Raw genomic sequence first — 15471 nt, 5'->3', positions numbered from 1 at the left:
GGGGCCTCAGCTGCGGACGCTGAAGTCGTCGGAGTTGCCCATGGCTTGTACGAGCAGGCTCTTGCGGTACTGCTCCAGTGCTACGAGGTCGCCGAACAGGGCCATGTATGCCTCGGGCTGTTCGGTGGAGGAGATGCGCTGGAGTTTGGACTTCAGTTCGGCGATTTGGCGACCTACCCAGGCTTCCTGGGTGCGGGCCAGGACGCCGGTGATGAAGCGGGGGATGGCGTCTGCGGACTTCACCGGTAGCGGTTCGGCGGCGAGTTCGGAGACCAGGGCGCGCAGGGTGAGGTCGTCGGTGTTGTCGGCGACGGCGTTGACCCATTCGGCGCCGCCCAGACCGCCCGATGCGCCGCCTGCTTCGGCGATGGCGGCGCGGACGGCGACGTAGGCGGGGTGGGTAAAGGCTTCCGGCTCCAGGGAATCGAAGATGGGGCCTGCGAAGGCGGGGTATTGCAGGGCCGCGGCGAGGGCCTGGCGTTGCGGGAGCATGCCGGGATCGCTCGGGTTGGGGCGGGGGGCGGGCTGATCGGCGATCGGTTGGCGCACTTCGCGATCGGGGACGGTCTTGCCGCCGCCGCGGGCGAGTTTGCGGGCCTCGTCGCCGACACGGCGGACCACGAGCTGGATGTCGTCCCAGCCGACCCAGCCTGACAGTTTGGTGGCGTACGCCTTGCGCAGGGCGTTGTCCTTGATCTGCGCCACCACGGGGACGGCCTCGCGCAGGGCTTGCACCTGCTGTTCGGGGCTCATGTCCTTGGTGGCCGGATCCTGGTACTTCTCGACGATGCCGCGAATCACGAACTCGTACAGGGCGACTCGGCGGGCCACCAGATCGCGGACGGCGCCGTCGCCATTGCGCTGGCGCAGCTCGCACGGATCCAGGCCGTCGGGGGCGATGGCGATATAGGTCTGCCCGGCCAGTTTCTGGTCGCCGGAGAAGGCTTTCAGGGCCGCGGCCTGACCCGCGGCGTCACCGTCGAAGGTGTAGATGATCTCGCCGCGCCAGAAGTTGTCGTCCATGAGCAGGCGGCGCAGGATCGCGAGATGTTCGTCACCGAAGGCCGTACCGCAAGACGCCACAGCGGTTTTCACGCCCGCCAGGTGCATGGCCATCACATCGGTGTAGCCCTCGACCACAATGGCCTGATGGCCCTTGGCGATCTCACGCTTGGCGTGGTCCAGGCCGTAGAGCACCTGAGACTTCTTGTACAGCACCGTTTCCGGGGTATTGATGTACTTCGCCGTCATGGTGTCGTCGTCGTACAACCGGCGTGCGCCGAAGCCGACGATATCGCCGCCGAGATTGCGGATGGGCCACAGCAGGCGGCGATGGAGGCGGTCCATGGGGCCGCGCTGACCCTGCCGGGACAGGCCCGCGGCTTCCAGCTCCTTGAACTCGAATCCCTTGCGCAGCAGATGCTTCGTGAGGGTGTCCCAGCCCGACGGCGCGTACCCGCAGCCGAACTGCCGCGCGGCATTGGCATCGAAGTTACGGTCGGTCAGATACTTTCGCGCCGCCTCGGCCTCGTGCTCACCCAGCTGCGCCATATAGAACTCGTGCGCCGCGGAATTGGCGGCGACCAACCGGGACCGGGTCCCGCGATCGCGCTGCACCGAGGTGCCGCCGCCCTCGTAGCTGATCTTGTAGCCGATCCGGTCGGCCATCTGCTCGACGGCCTCGATGAAACCGACATGCTCGATCTTCTGCAGGAAGGCGAAGACATCGCCGCCCTCGCCGCAACCGAAGCAGTGGTACACGCCCAGATGCGGGCGCACATGGAACGACGGAGTCTTCTCGTCGTGGAACGGGCACAGCCCCTTCATGGACTGCGGCCCCGCGCTCTTCAAGGCGACGTATTCACCAACGACGTCCTCGATCCGAACACGTTCACGAATCGCCGCGATATCGCGGTCAGGAAGTCGGCCGGCCACGCAGCGAGTCTAGCCGCGTCCCACCGACACGCTCGACCGGGACGCACGGCTGGACACCGGACCGAATGCCCTCTCGACCCCATGCCAGGATCTACCGGTGCTCAGCCTCTACCACCCCGCCCGCACCCCCGTGCACAACGTCCCCGCCGGGACGAAGCTGCTGGTGCTCGCGACGGCGGGCACCGCCCTGTTCTTCGTCTCCTCGATCACCTGGCTGGCAGCCGCCCTCACTCTGGTGCTCGCCCTGTACGCGCTAGCCCGCATCCCGTGGCGCACAACCGCCCGCCAAACCCTCGGCCTGCTCCCCTTCCTGGCCTTGATCATGCTCGCGCAGATCCTCTTCACCGGCTGGCACGCCGCGATCCTGGTAGGCGAACGCCTGCTCACCCTGGTCCTGCTGGCCAACCTGGTGACCTTGACCACCCGCACCTCAGCCATGATCGACACCATAGAAAAAGCCCTCACCCCCCTGAAGCCCCTCGGCGTCCGCCCCGAACGCGTAGGCCTCCTGGTCGCCATGACCATCCGCTTCATCCCCGTCATCCGCGAACAAGCCGACCTCGTCCGCTCCGCCCAACGCGCCCGCGGCATCGACCGCAGCACAGTCTTCCTGATCCCCCTCCTGATCCGCACCCTCCGCATGGCCGACAACGTCGGCGAGGCCCTGGACGCCCGCGGCCTCGACTGATCGCGGTTCACACCCCATTCCGTTGGTGCACACCCCTTATTGGCCCGGAATAACGGGTGTGGACCGACGGGAAAGGGTGTGAACGCTTCTATGGGGGAGGCATAGCGCGAGGTAGCCGACGCGGGTGGCGGGCTGTGGGCCCCTTAGGATGCGTCGGTGCGAAGTAGGGATTTGGCGCAGGTTGCGCTGTTTGCTGCGATTATGGTTGTGCTCGGATTCTTTCCGCTGATTCAACTGCCGGGGGGCGTTCGCGCCGTTCACTTCGCAGACGCTGGGGGTGATTCTGGCGGGGGCGATTCTCGGGGCCAGGCGGGGTGGGCTGGCGATTCTGTTGTTCGTGGTGCTCGTGCTGGTCGGGTTGCCGGTGTTGCCGGGTGGGCGGGGCGGGCTGTCGGTGATCTTCGGGCCGACCGGTGGGTTCGTGCTGGCGTATCCGATCGGTGCGTTCGTGATCGGGCTGTTGACCGAGCGGCTGTGGAAGCAGTACAACCTGCCCATTGCGCTGGCGATCAACTTCCTGGGTGGTGCGGTGGTGCTGTATGCCATTGGAATTCCGTGGATGGCGGTCGCGGCGGATATTTCGCTGTCGAAGGCGATCACGACCTCCGTGGCGTTCATTCCGGGCGATGTGGTCAAGACGGTGATCGGCTCGCTGGCCGCCATTGCGGTCCGCCGGGCGTATCCGCTGATCCCGGCGCGCGCATGATCGAGCTCACCGGCGTCTCGCATCGCTTCGGCGAGCGCGAGGTGCTGCGCGGCATCGATCTGACGCTGCGCGAGGATTGGATCGCCGTCATCGGCTCGAACGGCTCCGGGAAGTCCACCTTCACGCGACTGCTCAATGGCCTCCAGGTGCCCACCGAGGGCCAGGTGCGGGTGGACGGCCTCGATACCCGCAAGCAGGGCAAGGCCGTTCGCCGCCAGGTCGGCTTCGTCTTCCAGGACCCGGACGTGCAGATCGTCATGCCCACGGTCGCCGAGGACCTGGCCTTCGGCCTCAAACACCACGGCCTCGGCAAGGCCGAGATCGCCGACCGCGTCACCGAAGTCCTGGCCGACTACGGCCTCACCGACTACCGCGATCATCCCGCGCATCTGCTCAGCGGCGGTCAGAAGCAGATGCTCGCCATTGCCGCCGTGCTGGCCGTCCGCCCGAAATACGTGATCTTCGACGAGCCGACCACGCTGCTCGACCTCCGCAACAAACGCCGCATCACCACGCTCCTGCACGACCTCCCCCAGCAGGTGGTCGTCATCTCCCACGACCTGGACCTGCTCACCGACTTCGACCGCGTCCTCGTCTTCGACGAAGGCCACATCGTGGCCGACGGCCCACCGGCCGACAGCATCGCCCGCTATCTGGAGATGCACTCGACCAGCTGATTCCGTCAGGGGATCACGGCCGCGACGCGCTCGAGACGGCTTTCGGTGTAGGAGGCGATCTGGTCGACGATCACGCGCACCCGAGCCGTGTCATCTTTGGCCGCGTCCCACCAAGGTAGGAGGAGTCGGTCCAGGCCGTTGGGGGCCACGGCCAGGAGACGGTTGGCTACCAGGTGGATGCGTTCGCGTTGACCGGTTTGGCGGACCTGGTGGATGGGGTCGGACAGGACATAGCGCAGGGCAACGGTTTTGAGGACGGCGACTTCGGCGGCGACTATGCGGGGGACTTCGAGGTCGGCCGCGTAGCGGGAGAGCTGGCGGGAGCCGAAGGCGGCGCGGGTGGCCTCGACGGCTGCCGTGGCGAAGCGGCCGACCAGGTCGCTGGTGAGACGTTTGAGGGCGACCGAGGCGGTGAGGGAGCCGTCGTAGTTGGTGGCCGCGACCACGACCGGGAGTTCGGAGAGGCGTCCGGCTGCGGCGATCAATTCGTCGGCGGTGAGCGACGGGTGCTGGCGGGCGCCCAGTTCGGCGAGGGCGGCCTGTTCGATGGGGTCCGACAGGGCGCGCAGGTCGATGCGGCCGACAATGATGCCGTCCTCGACATCGTGCACCGAGTAGGCGACATCGTCGGCCCAGTCCATGATTTGGGATTCCAGGCATTGACGGCGCTCGGGCGCGCCCTTGCGGACCCAGGCCAGGCGGTCCATATCCACGTCGTAGGCGCCGAATTTCGAGCCGGGACCCGTTCTGCCCCAAGGGTATTTGATGACGGCGTCCAGGGCGGCGCGGGTGGGGTTGAGGCCGTAGCTGTGGCCTTGGTCGTCGAAGACCTTGGGTTCCAGGCGGGTGAGGATGCGCAGGTTCTGGGCATTGCCTTCGAAACCGCCGTGGGCGTCGGCGAATTGGTCGAGCGCCTTCTCGCCATTGTGGCCGTAGGGCGGATGGCCGATATCGTGTGCGAGACCGGCCAGGTCGACCAGATCCGGATCACAGCCCAGACCGTCGGCAATGCTGCGGCCGATCTGCGCGACCTCCAGCGAGTGGGTGAGCCGGGTGCGCGGGGTGTCGCCGTCGCGCGGACCCATGACCTGGGTCTTGTCGGCCAGCCGCCGCAGTGCCGCGGAATGCAGTACGCGGGCCCGATCCCGGGCGAACTCGCTGCGCCGCTCGGGCGTCGGCGACCAGCTCAGCCCGGCGGTGCGGTCGGTTTCGGCGACCAGGCGTTCCCGGTCGTGGTCGTTGTAGACCCGGTCGTAGTCGATGCGCGCGTCCATAACTCACTGATCCGCGGTGTATTTGAAGTCGGCCGAATAATGCGTGAGCTTGTACCAGAGCAAGGCGAAGGTCTCGCGGAAGATGCCGTGTGCCTGCGATTCCCGCGTGTACACGGCCGGGCCGGTGCGGGTCGGCGCGGTCCACGCCGCGAGCCCGGCGTCGCGAGCCATGGTGCGCGTACGTAGCGAATGCCACGGATCGCTCACCAGCACCACCGATGTCTTCCCCCGCGCCAGCAGCGCTTTCGACACCGCCTCCACGCTCTGCAATGTGTCCGAACCGGTTTCGACCGCCAGAATCCGATCCCCGTCGATACCACGGGATTTGAGATAGTTCTTCCCCGAGGCGGCCTCGGTGTAGTTGTCGCCGATCTGCTTTCCGCCGACGGTCACAATGAGCGGGGCCACACCCTTCTGGAAGAGCTTGTACGCCTGGTCCAATCGCGCCTCGAACACCGTCGACGGCGTGCCGTCGTACTGTGCGGCCCCGAGCACCACGATCGCGTCCGCCGGTGCGTAGTCGGTGATCCGCGCCACCTGCGACACCCGCACCGCCGTGCCGCCTACAACCAGCACGCCCATGATGAGCGCTCCGGCCAGCAGCCGCTTGGCCCAGCGCCAGCTACCCGCGACGCAGCCGCGGGGTTCGTCGTCGACTTCCCAAGTCATCCAAGCCGGTTCGGGGTCGCGGTTCCGGAGTTTTACCAACCGCGCCGCCGCCACTCGGGCAATGCGGTGCGTTCCGCTCCGAGGGTGGTGTCGTCACCGTGGCCCGGGTACACGACGGTGTCGTCAGGATACCGGTCGAACAGCTTCGACTCCACATCACCGAGTAGCGAGGTGAACTCCTCCGGCGAACCGGTTTTCCCTACTCCCCCTGGAAACAACGAGTCGCCGGTGAACAGGTGGGCGCGACCGTCGCCGTCGGTGAGCGCCAGGGCCACCGAACCGGGCGTATGCCCGCTCAGGTGCGCGACCTCCAATTGCAGCTCACCGATGCCGATCTTGTCCCCGTCCGCCAGCACCCGCTCCGGCGGCACGGGTAGCGCCTCGGCATCGAGTGCGTGCGCGGCGGTGGGAATCCCGGTCGCGGACACCACATCCTGTAGCGCCCACCAATGATCCGGATACCGATGCGTGGTGACCAGCAACTCGACCCGATCCGCGGCTTCCTGCCCGATCAGCTCGAGAATCCGCTCCGCCTCATTGGCCGCGTCGATGAGCAGCGTCGCGCCCGTGCCGGTGCACTGCACCAGATAGACATTGTTGTCCATGCCGCCGACCGACATCTTCACGATGCGCGCGCCCGCCACCGCACGCTGCTGCGGATTGGAGCCGGGGGCGACATGTCCCGTGTACGGGGAATCGATCGTGATCACCTCTCCGATCGTAGTCATCGCCGCCGACACGGGTGGCGGGAAGAAACTCCTCGCACCCAGACACGGCGGATAGATTCGACGCATGCCGCTCCGTAAGCAGCTGTCCGTGATCGTGACCGGCCTCGCACTGGCCCTTTCCTCGCCGCCGCGCCGGGCGCGGCGGAGGAGCCGCAACGGCTGCCCACCTATGTGACCGACAGCGCCGGAGTACTCAGCGGCGGGCAGACCGCCGAACTCCAGACCGCCATCGACTCGCTGTACGCGAAGGATCACGAGCGCCTGTGGATCGTGTACGTGCGCAACTTCGGCGGACTGGACGCGAACACCTGGGGTGATCGGACCGCGACCGCCTCCGGCTTCGGGGACCGGGATGTGCTGCTGTCGGTCGCGGTCGAGGACCGCGCGTACGCGTTCACCGGGACGGTGCCGGATTCGGTCACCGACAAGGAACTGGATCGGCTGCTCATCGACAAGGTGGAGCCGAAGCTGCGCGCGGGCGACTGGGCCGGAGCGGGTTCGACAACGGCGAACGGGCTGTCGGACGCGATGAATTCGTCCGAGGGTGGAGTGAGCTTCCGGACGATTCTGGTACTGCTGGCGATCGTCGCGCTGATCGTGCTCGCCTTGTGGCTGTGGTCGCGCACGCGCCGCAATCGGCGGATGCGCGCCGACGTCGACGCCGCGCGGACCGTGGACCCGACCGACACCACGGCACTCACCGCGCTGCCGCTGCCCGCCCTGGACGCGCGGTCCAAGGAGATCCTCGTCGATATCGACAATGCCATCCGGACCAGCACCGAGGAATTACGCCTGGCCACAGACGAATTCGGCGCCACCGCCACCGCGCCCTTCAGCGCCGCATTGCAGGCCGCCGAGAAGGCTCTCGCCAAAGCCTTCTCCATCCGCCAGCAGCTCGACGACGACATCCCCGAGACGCCCGATCAGCAGCGCACCATGCTGGTCGACCTGATCAGCACCTGCGGCCGCGCCGATCGCGAACTCGATGCCAAGGTCAGCGAATTCGACGCCATGCGCAACCTGCTCATCAATGCCGGAAACCGCCTCGACGCGCTCACCCGCGATGTCGTGGACCTCACCACACGCGTCCCGAACTCGGACACCACGCTGGCCCAGTTGCTGGCCGCACGCCCGCCGTCCGTTCTCGCCCCCATCCGTGACAACGTGACCATGGCGAAGGAGCGAATCACCTTCGCGGAGAGCAGCATCGAGCAGGGCCGCGACGCCGTGGCCAAACCCGTCGGCCAGCAGGGCGGCGCCGTGGCCGCGATCCGCGGCGCCGAATCCGCTCTGGACGCCGCGCGCACGCTGCTGAACGCCGTCGACACCGCTGCCACCGATATCGAGCAGGCCCGCGCGGGCCTCCCAGGCATCATCGATGAACTGCGCCGCGATCTGGCCACCGCCGCCACCGCGCAATCCGCCCTCGACAAGGCGAATACCGATGGCCCGGCCAATCCGCTCGGCTCCTTCCAGCAGGCGGTGGCCGCCGACACCGTCCTGGACAAGGCGATCGCCGCCGCCACCGACCGCAAACTCGCCGCCGAGGAACTCACCCGCCGCCTCGATCAGGCCCTCACCGCCGCACGCTCGCAGATCAGCGCGGCCTCCGATTTCATCAGCACCCGCCGCGGCGGCGTGGACGCCGAACCCCGTACCCGCCTGGCCGAAGCCCAGCGCAATCTCGAACAGGCTCAGCACCTCTCCGCCTCCGATCCGGCCCAGGCCCTGCAATCCGCCCAGCGCGCAACCGAACTCGGCGCCCGCGCCCTGCACACCGCCCAGGCCGCCGTCCGCGACTGGCAAGCCCAGCAGCAAACGAGTTCCAACTCCCAAGCGGGCGCCATCCTCAGCGGCGTCCTCCTCGACGGCATGATCCGCGGTATGGGCACCGGCTACCGCAGCAGCCGAGGCGGATTCGGCGGAGGCGGTAGCGGCGGCTACGCCCCCGGCTCCTTCGGCGGCTCCTCCGGCTCCCGCCGCATCAGCCGCGGCGGCCGCTTCTAGCCCCACTCCCTCGGCTCCCGCTCAGCGGCCGCTGCTCGCGATCAAGATCAGCGGGAACTGGTGGCGGCATTTCGCGTGTAGCCCCCGCCACCAGTTCCCGGTCGGCGCATTTTCACTTCGGGAGTCAGAGCCAGCCGAGGCGTTCGGCGGTGCGGACGGCTTCGGCGCGAGTTCTGGTGCCGGTTTTGCCGATTGCGGCGGAGAGGTGGTTGCGGACTGTGCCTTCGGAGAGGTGCAGGGTTTTCGCTATGGCTGCGGCGGTGGCGCCGTCGGAGGCCGCGGCCAGGACTTCGCGTTCGCGGGCGGTGAGGGGGGAGGTTCCGGTGGTGAGGGTTTCGGTGGCCAGGGCCGGGTCGACCACGCGCAGGCCCAGGTGGACGCGGCGGACTGCGTCGGCCAGTTCGCGGGCGGGTGTCCTTGACGACGAAGCCGCTGGCTCCGGCGTCTATGGCGCGGCGCAGGTAGCCGGGGCGACCGAAGGTGGTGACCATGAGAATGCGGACTTCCGGATGGGCGGCGTGCAATTGGGTGGCGGCCGAAATACCTTCCAGGCCGGGCATTTCCACGTCCAGGAGCGCCACGTCCGGGTGGGTGCGCTCAACGGCGGCGAGCACCTCGTCGCCGCGGCCGACCTCGGCCACGACCTCCAGATCGGGTTCGAGGCCGAGCAGGGCGGCGAGCGCGCCGCGCACCAGCGCCTGATCGTCGGCGAGCAGCAGTTTGATCATTCCAACTCCCGTGTCGCGGCCGCCGGAAAGCGGGCCAGCACCTGTAATCCACCGCCGGGGCGGTTGGTCACCGTCAGCGTGCCGCCGGTGGCCCGCACTCGCTCCCGCAGTCCGGACAGTCCGGAGCCGAAGCGCGTTCCGTCGGCCAGCCCGCTGCCGTCATCACTCACTTCGATGCTGGTCGGGGTCACCCGCACGGTCGCGTGCCAGGCGCCGCTGTGCCGCACCATATTCGTGACGGCCTCGCGCAGCACCCAGCCGAACACAATGCTGTGCCGGATCGGCAGCTCATCGGAGTCCGGCAGCTCGGCCTCGATCTCCGCCGCCCGCAAGGCCGTTCGCGCATTCGCCAGTTCCCCCGCGAGCGAGACCTCCCGCAGCCCGCCGACCGTGGACCGCACCCCCGCCATCGATTCCCGCGCCAGCCGCTCCACATCCGCCATCTCGGCCTTGGCCCGTTCCGGATCCAGCTCCATGAGCCGCTGCGCCAGTTCGGTCTTCACAGTGATCACGGTCAGCGAATGCCCGAGAATGTCGTGCACATCCCGCCCCACCCGCAATCGCTCCTCCGCAATGGCCAACTCCGTCAACCGCCGCCGCGCCTCGTCGAGCTGCTGATTCCGCCGGATCAGTTGCCGAATCCCGCCCACCGCCACCGCCGCGAGCCCAATCGACTCCATGGACGCCCACGCGGGCGCCTCCCCCGCCACGACCTGCGGCACCACGGTCGTCGCAACGATCACCCCGATCACGACCGGCACCGCCCGCCGCACCGGCACCATGAACGCGATGAACGAGGCCAGATACACCGCGAGCCCCAACGCGTCGGACCGCAAGGTGACCGCCGCCGCCCCCATGAGCACGGCCATGACGATCAGCGGCCCGACCACCAGCCGCCCATCCGGATCCGGCCACCGCCCCCGCAGCGCCTCCGAACCATCCCCGCCCCGCCCCGGAACCCGCAACGCGCCCCAGAACGCCCCCACATAACAAACCCCGAACGCCACCACGACAACCAGCGTGTACCACCGCGCCCCGGCCTCCCTCAGCCCCCAAGCCTCCCGCAGCGGATCAACCAAATACACCGACCACACGGCCGCGAACACCCACCCGAACCTGCGCCGCCGCGCAATGCTCTCCCTCACTTCGCTGTCCCGCACACCGCCGGACGCTACCCGAGCGAACCACCCATTCATGCCCTGACTATCCGCGCCCAGCCCCTCCCCCACCCCGCCCATCCGTCACGACTCCCCCCATGACAGACGTCACGACCCGCCAGCAGGTAATGGTGCAGGCGTCCTCTCGACATTTGCCTGCACCATTACATGCTCGACGGCTAGGCGGTGATGGTGATGGTGTGGAGGCCGCCTGGGCCTCGGGGGAAGGGTGGGCGGAGTTCTGGGTTCTGGGTTTGGCCGGTGCGGCTGATTGTGCGGGCTTGGATGGTGTGGGTGCCCGGGGGGAGGTCGATGATGGTGCGCCAGCGGCGCCAGGCGGCGGGGGCCAGTTCGGAGCCGAGTTCTACTGGGAGCCAGTCGGTTTCGTCTACGCGGATTTCGACTGCGGCTACGCCTTCGGATGGGGCCCAGGCTACGCCCGCGATGGTGCATTTGCCGGAGCCGGGGCTGCCGCAGGAGGCTACGTCGATGCGGGCTTCGGGGCGGACGAAGAGGGGGTCGCTGGTCCAGCCGCGTTTCCACCAGCAGTCGATGTGCGTGTCGTCGGAGAGTTCGAGTTCGGACAGCCATTTCGCGCCGGTGTATTGGCCGTATAGGCCGGGGACGAAGACGCGGGCGGGGAAGCCGTGTTCGGGTGGGAGGGGTTCGCCGTTCATGCCGATGACCAGGTAGCCGGGCCATTCGCCGGTGCGCAGGGGGGCGAGGGGGAGGGAGATGGTGTAGCCGTCCACGGCGCGGGTTACGAGGCGGGTCGCGCCGGATTCGGGGACGGCGTGGTCGAACAGGGCGGTGAGGGGGACGCCGAGCCAGCGGGCATTGCCTGCGCGGCCGGAGCCTACGGTGTTGTGCACGCAGACCATGACGGCGTCGAATTCGACCGCCTGGTCGGCGAGATCGCGCAGGGACAGGCGGAGCGGGTGGGCGACGCGGCCGGTGATGGACAGCCGCCAGTGCGTCGGATCGATGCGGGGCGGGCGCGAATTCACGTCGGCCACATAGAACCTGCCCGCCGTCGTGATGAGGGGCGACAGGCCGGGTTCGGTGCCGAATCCGTCCTCGGGGATGGGGGCGTGCGCGCCGCGCGGGCCGAGGCGTTGGACCTGGTCGCGATGGCGTTGATCGGCGCGGCGCACCAGTGTTTCGGCGGCGGCGAGGAGGCCGAGGCCAGTTGCCGCCCAGAGCAGTCCGCCGCGGACGCGGCGCGGCGGGCGGCGCAGGCCCGAGCACAGCACACCGGCGGCGGCGAGACCGCCGAGCGCTCCGGCAATGGACGGGTCCGGGCCGCGGAGGGCCGTGGATGCGGCGCCTGCGCCGAAGGCCGCGGCGGCGGGGGTGCGCAGGCGGTCCGGGAGCGCGGCCAGGGCGGCGGTGGTCGCGACCGCGCCGAGGACGACTCCGGCGCGAGTGGTCTCCTTGTCGTGTTTGCCCGCCATCGCGACGGTCGCCTCGACCACCGGCACCGGCGCGGTGTCGGCCAGGAGCCGACCGACCCCGTCGATCATCGAACCGCCCCGGGCGGCGGCGACCAGTTCTCCGGCGCCGAGCGCCCCCAGACCCACCGCTGCCGCACCCAGCAGCCGACCTTTACCGTTCACCGACACAGCTCGACCTTCCGTAACTCCCCGACCGTCACGGCCCATTGTTCCCCAGGCCGGGTACGTCCCAGCGGGTTTCGACGCAGGACTCGTGGCGCATTTCGACGCGGGTGAGAACTGCCGGACCGGCCACCACGGTACGCCTGCCGGGGCGGTCGCCGGTCGGCATCACCGGCCATGCTCGGGCCGGAATCTCGGCGGCCGAGATTGCCTCAGCGGCGGAGGTACTCGTCGACTGCCGGGCCTATGAGAGCCAGTGCCTCGGGCGTCACCAATTGGTTGTGGCCGAAGACGACCTGGCGTTCGTCGATGTCCCCGGCAATGTACCGACGCCAGGTGCCGACGTTCGGGGTCGGATCGGTATTGCCGGAGGCGGTGAAGAACAGCAGATCGCCGTCGAAGACCTCGGGGCGATGCGCGGCGATCTGGCGCAGCAGGTGTTGCAGATCGCTGTAGAGATGATCGATCTCGGTGGCGGAGAACGAGATTCCGGCGGCCTCCAGGAGTTCGGCGGCTTGTTCGACGGTGATGCCCTCGTATTCGGGCGGCACGTCGATCCCGCCGAACTCCGCGAGCAGCAGGGCCAGCGGCGGAATGGCGGTGTCATCGGGGATGGCAACATCGGCGCGCGCGTCCATCATGATCAGCGACGGCACCTGCTCCCCGCGACGGCGCAATTCGACCGCCATGGCGTGCGCGAGCGGGCCGCCCGCGGAGTACCCGAGCAGGTGATACGGACCGTGCGGTTGGACGCGGCGGATCTCCTCCACATACCGGATGGCGAGATCGTGCACGGTCCGGTCGGCGGTGCCGCCGTCCACCACGCCCGGGGACTGCAAGCCGTAGACGGCGTGCGCACGGTCGATGTACTGCACCAATCCGCCGTAGCACCAAGCCAATCCGACCGCCGGATGCACGCAGAACACGGCCGGACCGCTGCCGGTCGGGCGCATGGGCAGCAGCACGCGCATGGACGGTTCCACATCGGGTTGTTCGGCGGCCTCGGCGAATCGAATGGCCAGCGCGGCCGGGGTGGGATCGAGGAACATCCATTGCAGCGGCATGGGGATGCCGGTCTGCTCGCGCACCAGCGTGACCAGGCGCACGGCCGCCATGGAGTTGCCGCCGATCTCGAAAAAGTTGTCGTCGATACCGATTCGCGGAAATTCGAGGACGGTTTCGAAGGCGGCGGTGAGGGTGCGCTCCACCTCGTCGCGCGGGGCGCGGTAGGCGCGGCGCGGTTCGGGGGCTCGCGGACCGGTGTGCACCACCGCTGCGTCCTCGCCGTGAATCCTCGCCGTGAGCGGCGGTAGTTCGCCGGGGACCTCGAGATCGCCGACAGGGGCGTCCGGGGTGGCGGTCAGCGCGGTGAGGAGGGCGACGAAACCGTCGGCCATGGACTGGGCGGTGGGTCGGTCGAACAGGTCGGTGGCGAAGGTGAGCGAGGCCGTGATGCCCGCCGGTTCGCCCGCCTCGCCGAATTGTTCGGCCAGCATCCATTCGACATCGAACTTGGAGCCGGGCGCGGGAGCTTCCAGCGGGCGAATCGCCAAGCCGGGGAGATCGGTTCGCGCGGTCCGCAGATTCTGGAAGGCCAGCAAGACCTGGAACAGCGGATGGTGGGCGGTGGAACGCACCGGCGCCAGGGCCTCCACCAGGCGTTCGAAGGGGAGGTCCATATTGCCGTAGACGGCCAGATCGTCCTGTTTCGTCGCGGCGACGACGGCGCGGAAATCGGCGGTCGCGTCGATGCGCGAGCGCAGGACCACCGTATTGACGAACATGCCGACGAGATCGTCGAGTTCGCCGTCGCCGCGCCCGGCGACGACCGAGCCGATGGCGATATCCGGCTGACCGGACAGTCGCGCCAGCAGGATCGCGAGGGCCGCGTGCACCACCATGAACGGGCTGGCGCCATGTGTGCGTGCCAGCACTTGCAGGCGGTCGTGAACCATTGCCGGAATGGCGAATTCGATGCGGTCGCCGATACCGGACGGCAAGGTCGGGCGTTTGCGGTCCGTAGGTATCGCGTGGACTTCGGGCAGGCCGGTGAGGCGAGTGCGCCAGAACTCCAGCTGTTCGCGGGCGAGACCGTTCGGGTCGTCGTCGGAACCGAGCAGGTCTCGCTGCCACAGTGCGTAATCGGCGTATTGCAGCGGGAGCGGCAGCCATTGGGGTTGTGCGCCCGCCGCGCGAGCCGCGCAGGCCCACAACACATCTCGTGCCAGCGGGGCCATGGACCAGCCGTCCGCGGCAATGTGGTGCACCGCCAGCGCCAGGACCGTGCGTTCCGGGGCGGTGTGCACGATGCAGACGCGCAACGGGATTTCCCGGGTGATATCGAATCCGCGGGCCAGCTGCGCTGTCAGCACCTCACCGATTTCCGCTGTGCCGAGGTCGATTTCGGTGACGGGCGCGATACCCGTTGCGGCGGAGAGGATCTCCTGATAGGGAACGCCTTCGGGGCTCAGGGGGTAGATGGTCCGCAGTGCCTCATGCCTGGCCACCACATCGTCGACTGCCGCGCGCAGGGCCCTGATATCCAGTGTCCCTTCGATTTCGAACGCGCCGGGAATGTTGTAGATCGGCGAACCCGGGTCGTAGCGGTTCAGGAACCACATGAGCTGCTGCGCCGCCGACAAGGGGATGCGCTCCGGGCGGGGCCGGGGGCCGAGCCGGGGACGACCGGACGCGGCGCCGGAGGCGATGAGGGCGGCCAGTTCCGCCACGGTCGGCGCGTCGAAGAGGGCGCGGACCGGCACCGCGGTGTGCAGGGCCGCTCCCAGCCGGGCGACCACCCGGGTGGCAATGAGCGAATTGCCGCCCAGCGCGAAGAAATCGTCATCGCGCCAGACTTGTTCGATACCGAGCACCTCGGCGAAGACGGCCGCGGCCGCCTCCTCCTCCGGACCGTCGGGAGGCTGCCGGTCGCCGAGGTCGAGCTGGGGCGCGGGCAGGGCGTCGCGGTCAAGTTTCCCGTTCGCGGTACGCGGCAGGTCGTCCAGCACGACGATGGCAGAAGGCACCATGTAGGACGGGAGTCGTTGCGCCACAGCCTTCTTCAACCGAGTCGGGTCGATGTCCTCGCCGGGGGCGGGTACCGCGTAGCCGACGAGCACGCCGCCGCGGTCATTGTCCCGTACGAGCGCGACCGCATGGGCGACTCCCGGTTCGGCGGTGAGTGCGGCTTCGATATCTCCGAGTTCGATGCGCAATCCGCGCAGCTTCACCTGAGTATCGGTGCGCCCCAGATATTCCAGATTCCCGGCGCGTCGCCGCACCAGGT

11 protein-coding genes and 2 pseudogenes are annotated in these 15471 nt (G+C 68.6%); 4 read left to right on the top strand and 9 right to left on the bottom strand.

Annotated features, from left to right (window positions below; all coding sequences use genetic code 11):
- Positions 1 to 6 precede the first annotated feature (6 nt).
- Positions 7 to 1935, bottom strand: coding sequence for a DNA primase (gene dnaG, locus NC4_RS21955; RefSeq protein ID WP_067541368.1), 1929 nt, complete (start codon positions 1933 to 1935; stop codon positions 7 to 9).
- A 97-nt stretch (positions 1936 to 2032) separates the two neighbouring features.
- On the opposite strand from dnaG, the gene NC4_RS21950 reads away from it, so the two are divergent.
- The 3 genes and pseudogenes from NC4_RS21950 (at position 2033) to NC4_RS21940 (ending at position 4006) form a co-directional block, all read left to right on the top strand.
- Positions 2033 to 2623 carry an energy-coupling factor transporter transmembrane component T family protein gene (locus NC4_RS21950; RefSeq protein ID WP_067541366.1) on the top strand — a complete coding sequence of 197 codons (591 nt, stop codon included), beginning with the start codon at positions 2033 to 2035 and terminating at the stop codon, positions 2621 to 2623.
- A gap of 256 nt (positions 2624 to 2879) precedes the next feature.
- Positions 2880 to 3329 (top strand): annotated as a pseudogene (locus tag NC4_RS21945) (biotin transporter BioY); the annotation flags it as partial.
- On the top strand, positions 3326 to 4006 hold the full coding sequence (locus NC4_RS21940; protein WP_067541364.1) for an energy-coupling factor ABC transporter ATP-binding protein: 681 nt from the start codon (positions 3326 to 3328) through the stop codon (positions 4004 to 4006). The pseudogene NC4_RS21945 and the gene NC4_RS21940, both read left to right, overlap by 4 nt.
- A gap of 5 nt (positions 4007 to 4011) precedes the next feature.
- Here the strand turns inward: NC4_RS21940 and NC4_RS21935 are convergent, their stop codons facing one another.
- The 3 genes from NC4_RS21935 to NC4_RS21925 are packed head-to-tail and all read right to left on the bottom strand — an operon-like array spanning position 4012 to position 6677.
- A complete protein-coding gene (locus NC4_RS21935) occupies positions 4012 to 5280 on the bottom strand; it encodes a deoxyguanosinetriphosphate triphosphohydrolase (protein ID WP_067541362.1) in 1269 nt (422 codons plus the stop codon).
- Between the two features lie 3 nt (positions 5281 to 5283).
- Complete coding sequence (locus NC4_RS21930; protein WP_067541360.1) at positions 5284 to 5949, bottom strand: YdcF family protein; 666 nt, start codon at positions 5947 to 5949, stop codon at positions 5284 to 5286.
- Between the two features lie 32 nt (positions 5950 to 5981).
- Complete coding sequence (locus tag NC4_RS21925) at positions 5982 to 6677, bottom strand: MBL fold metallo-hydrolase (protein WP_067541358.1); 696 nt, start codon at positions 6675 to 6677, stop codon at positions 5982 to 5984.
- A gap of 171 nt (positions 6678 to 6848) precedes the next feature.
- Between NC4_RS21925 and NC4_RS21920 the strand changes: the two genes are divergently transcribed.
- Positions 6849 to 8684: a TPM domain-containing protein gene (locus tag NC4_RS21920; RefSeq protein ID WP_245721834.1), complete on the top strand. Its 1836-nt coding sequence runs from the start codon at positions 6849 to 6851 to the stop codon at positions 8682 to 8684.
- A gap of 124 nt (positions 8685 to 8808) precedes the next feature.
- Here NC4_RS21920 and NC4_RS21915 read toward each other — a convergent pair.
- The 5 genes and pseudogenes from NC4_RS21915 to NC4_RS21900 all read right to left on the bottom strand — a co-directional run bounded on the left by NC4_RS21915 (position 8809) and on the right by NC4_RS21900 (position 15466).
- A pseudogene (locus tag NC4_RS21915) lies at positions 8809 to 9412 on the bottom strand (response regulator).
- Positions 9409 to 10557 (bottom strand): sensor histidine kinase, encoded by a 1149-nt coding sequence (locus NC4_RS44065; protein ID WP_157555042.1) that lies wholly within the window; start codon positions 10555 to 10557, stop codon positions 9409 to 9411. Before NC4_RS44065 ends, NC4_RS21915 begins: the two are co-directional and overlap by 4 nt.
- A 191-nt stretch (positions 10558 to 10748) precedes the next feature.
- A complete protein-coding gene (locus NC4_RS21905; protein WP_157555039.1) occupies positions 10749 to 12185 on the bottom strand; it encodes a molybdopterin-dependent oxidoreductase in 1437 nt (478 codons plus the stop codon).
- Between the two features lie 34 nt (positions 12186 to 12219).
- The gene (locus NC4_RS44060) at positions 12220 to 12354 is read right to left on the bottom strand and encodes a hypothetical protein (RefSeq protein ID WP_281186355.1); all 135 of its coding nucleotides are present in this window, start codon (positions 12352 to 12354) and stop codon (positions 12220 to 12222) included.
- A 43-nt stretch (positions 12355 to 12397) separates the two neighbouring features.
- Positions 12398 to 15466, bottom strand: a complete 3069-nt coding sequence (locus tag NC4_RS21900) for a condensation domain-containing protein (protein WP_067541354.1) — start codon at positions 15464 to 15466, stop codon at positions 12398 to 12400.
- Positions 15467 to 15471: the final 5 nt, after the last annotated feature.

This window comes from Nocardia crassostreae (assembly GCF_001613405.1).
Classification (GTDB): Bacteria; Actinomycetota; Actinomycetes; order Mycobacteriales; family Mycobacteriaceae; genus Nocardia; species Nocardia crassostreae.
This window is presented reverse-complemented; position numbering and strand designations above follow the sequence as displayed.